Consider the following 3,037-nt stretch of genomic DNA (forward strand, 5'->3'; position numbering starts at 1 on the left):
ACCGCCCGTCCCGCCCCGGACATACGAAGACTGCCGGGAAACCCCCAAAGGAACGGGCCGGGGGATCGAGGATCAGGACGGGGCGGTCGGAGATGGACGGCCCTGTCGGGGGAGGGCGCGTCCAATCGCTACGCGCTCCTCGCGTCTCAGCGTCCGACGACCGTCTTGGGCTGGACATAGGCCGCCCACGAGCCGTGGACGCTTCCCGCTGACCGCGACCGGCGGTCGGACGGGGCTGATCGGGACCGGTGGGAGGGACTGACCGCCGGTACTTCACCTATTCCGTAGTGGATCCGGGTCAGGGTGAGGACGACTCCACGAACCGGTACACAAAGAAGCGCAATTGGGGTAAAAGGTTGACGCCTCACACCACCGATGCCCGGAATGGATCAGTGGGAATGATGCCGGCCTCGTCGAAGAGTTGCTCCAACGCCTCATGACCCTGCTGCCTGCGGAACTCGATTTCGGCGGCCGTCACAGGCAGGGTCCACAGGATGCGGGCGTGCCCCGCGGGCAGGGGACAGTTCTCAAGGTCAGGGCCGTGGAGATAGGGCAGGCTGATCAGCAGATGGTCGCAGGTCGAGCCCGGCACCCATGGTTCACCGATCGGCATGCTGTGCTCCAGGTCGAGCTGATGCCCTCCGCAGTGGTAGTAGGCGATCATGGCCATGAGGTCGATGAACCGCTGGTCGCGGACGTGGGCGGTCATGACGAACTCAAGCCCGTGATCGTCCTTCTTCATCGCGGCCCAGCAGCCCACGGTGACGTAGGCCCAGCTGTCGCGGCGGGGACCGGGGCTCACGACGAGGACCCGTAGGTCGGGCACGATGTCGCGCCGGTCCGGCCCAAGGTCGTATGCGACGACCTCAACGGAATGCCCCTCGAAGTACGCTCGGACATGTGCCTCAACGGCTTCCGCGGCCTGCAGTCTCACATCGCTCACCGCCATGCGACTCACAGGGCCCACCAGCAGTACAGCCGCCGGTCGGAAGCCCGAGCGCGCTGAGCCAGTCCGGAAAGGGCTTCCAGGACCTCGCCCGTTGCCTCGACACTGATCCCGATCTGCCGGAGTTCGTCGGTCATCGACCACGGCTCGGCGAAGCGGACGAGGTCGTCCGGCGATGTCGTGGCGAGTGCATCGATCAGGGTGTCGGTCAGGCCGACCACGAACGGCGGACCGTCCTCCGGCTCGGACAGCAGTTGGCCGGACCGCGGGCGCTCGCCGGCCTCCTCGTAGCTGCAGCCGGTCATGATGGCTTCGAGCTGGGCGATCGCGACGACCGGGTCGATGTTCTTGAGGAAGACCACGTCGAGTCCCGCCTGCCCGGGCCCTCCAGGAGTCCGGAGGACTGCGACGGCAGTCTGATCGTCAGTGGCAGAAAAGTAATCGCACAACGGCATGCCGACGATTCTGGCATCCACGGCCGACAGCCCTGCCGGAGCAGTCTCCGCTCACCGTGAGTGGCATCGTGGAGCATTGGCAGACCTGCATGGACGTCGTTGCGGCCTGACCCCCAGGACGCAGGTCGATCACGTGCGCCGCGCCATCCGCGCTCTCAGCCCAGGGAACCCAGAGCGGGTGTCACCAGGGCTCGTCTTCCCAGGGGCGAGGCCCGGAGGCGGGGATCGCCGGTCGGCCGGCGTCGTCTGGCAGATTTCGCGGCATGGGATTGTTCAAGCGGGCCTATAAGTCGAAGAGTCCTGGTCAGGGAGTGGATCCGGCTGACCTGAGCACGCTGCTGCTGCAGGGCGAAGACATCATCGACCGGCTCGCTCGCGCGCACGTGTCCTGGGGTCTGGACCAGAGGACCGGCCTCATCGCGTGGACCTTCCCCGACAAGACCGCGACGGCACCCGCGCAGATCCTGGCAAGTTTCAGCCCCTCGGCGGGCTCGTGGCTATGGGCCTGGGCGAACGAGAGCATCCTCCCGGAGATGAGTCGCGACGCCCGAAGCATTCGGGACTGGGCAGAAGCGCATGGCCATCACGCCCTTGCCCAACCGAAGACCGAAGCCGACGAACAGACAGCGGCAACCCTCTCGGCTCTGGCCGTCCGGATCACCAGGGCAACCGGCTTCTACCGGGGCCCGGGAGGCAACTCCGTCGCGATCATCACCTTCGGGCCGGTCACCCTGACCGCTGCGGATGGCAGCACGTCCACCTTCGACATCAAAATCGACTAGGCCGGATCGTTTGGATCACCGAGCCAGGCTCGATTCCACTTTGCTGCGACGTCGGCGTCAGATGCTGCGGAAGGGTTCGGGGTAGATGAATTCGCCTTGTACGGACGGATCGTAGGCGGCCAGGGTGCGGATTTGGAACATGTGCTCCCAGGCTGGTTCCTCGCCGACGATGCCGAAGTCGGTGCTCGGGCGGAAGCCGAACCGCCCGTAGAAGTCGGGGTCACCGAGGACAACGACCATCGGGGCGTCGAGGGCGTCGGCCGCGGCGAGCGTGGCGTGGACCAGGGCCGTGCCGAAGCCGCGGCGGCGGTGGTCGCCGTGAACACCGAGCAGGCTGAGGTTGGGGACTGGGGTGGTACCGATTCGGCCCCAAGTGGACAGAGCGTGGCCGATGATCGCGCCGTCCAGGCCCTCAGCCACCAGCGAGAGGGCTGGTATCCAGGCTTCACCCTTCTGCAATGAGTCCCGCAGAATCACCTCCACAGATTCCTCCTCGTGTGGTTTGTAGGAGGAGGCGATGGTCACCGCACGGACAGCGGCCAGGTCGGCGGGGGTTTCTCGTCTGATCAGCACCTACGCAGTGTGACCCCGCTCTGTGGCCGGCCCATGTCCAGCCCAGGACGGGCTGGAGACGCTGAGACGTGAGGAGCGCGTAGCGATCGGACGCGCTTCCCCCGACCCGGGGCCGGTCCCGATGGGCCCCGCCTCGGGGGCGTGCTTCTCACGCCCGACCGGGTCGCCCATCTCCGACCGCCCCGTCCCTGAAAGCCTGGACCGGCCCGTTCCTTTGGGGGTTTCCCGGCAGTCTTCGTATGTCCGGGGCGGGACGGGCGGTCAAGGGTGGCCGAAGGCCA

Annotated in this window: 4 protein-coding genes; 1 reads left to right on the forward strand and 3 read right to left on the reverse strand. The window is 66.9% G+C overall.

All coding sequences use genetic code 11. The features are described from left to right. Window positions 1-364: 364 nt before the first annotated feature. A complete protein-coding gene (locus ACWGE1_RS40695) occupies window positions 365-949 on the reverse strand; it encodes a suppressor of fused domain protein (protein WP_453425510.1) in 585 nt (194 codons plus the stop codon). A 5-nt stretch (window positions 950-954) separates the two neighbouring features. Further along, window positions 955-1,308 carry a hypothetical protein gene (locus ACWGE1_RS40700; RefSeq protein WP_453425511.1) on the reverse strand — a complete coding sequence of 118 codons (354 nt, stop codon included), beginning with the start codon at window positions 1,306-1,308 and terminating at the stop codon, window positions 955-957. A gap of 356 nt (window positions 1,309-1,664) precedes the next feature. On the opposite strand from ACWGE1_RS40700, the gene ACWGE1_RS40705 reads away from it, so the two are divergent. Further along, complete coding sequence (locus ACWGE1_RS40705) at window positions 1,665-2,183, forward strand: DUF6882 domain-containing protein (protein WP_453425512.1); 519 nt, start codon at window positions 1,665-1,667, stop codon at window positions 2,181-2,183. Window positions 2,184-2,240: 57 nt separating this feature from the next. Here the strand turns inward: ACWGE1_RS40705 and ACWGE1_RS40710 are convergent, their stop codons facing one another. After that, on the reverse strand, window positions 2,241-2,756 hold the full coding sequence (locus tag ACWGE1_RS40710; protein ID WP_453425513.1) for a GNAT family N-acetyltransferase: 516 nt from the start codon (window positions 2,754-2,756) through the stop codon (window positions 2,241-2,243). Between the last annotated feature and the right edge of the window lie 281 nt (window positions 2,757-3,037).

It is taken from the genome of Streptomyces sp. NPDC054932, assembly GCF_053610205.1.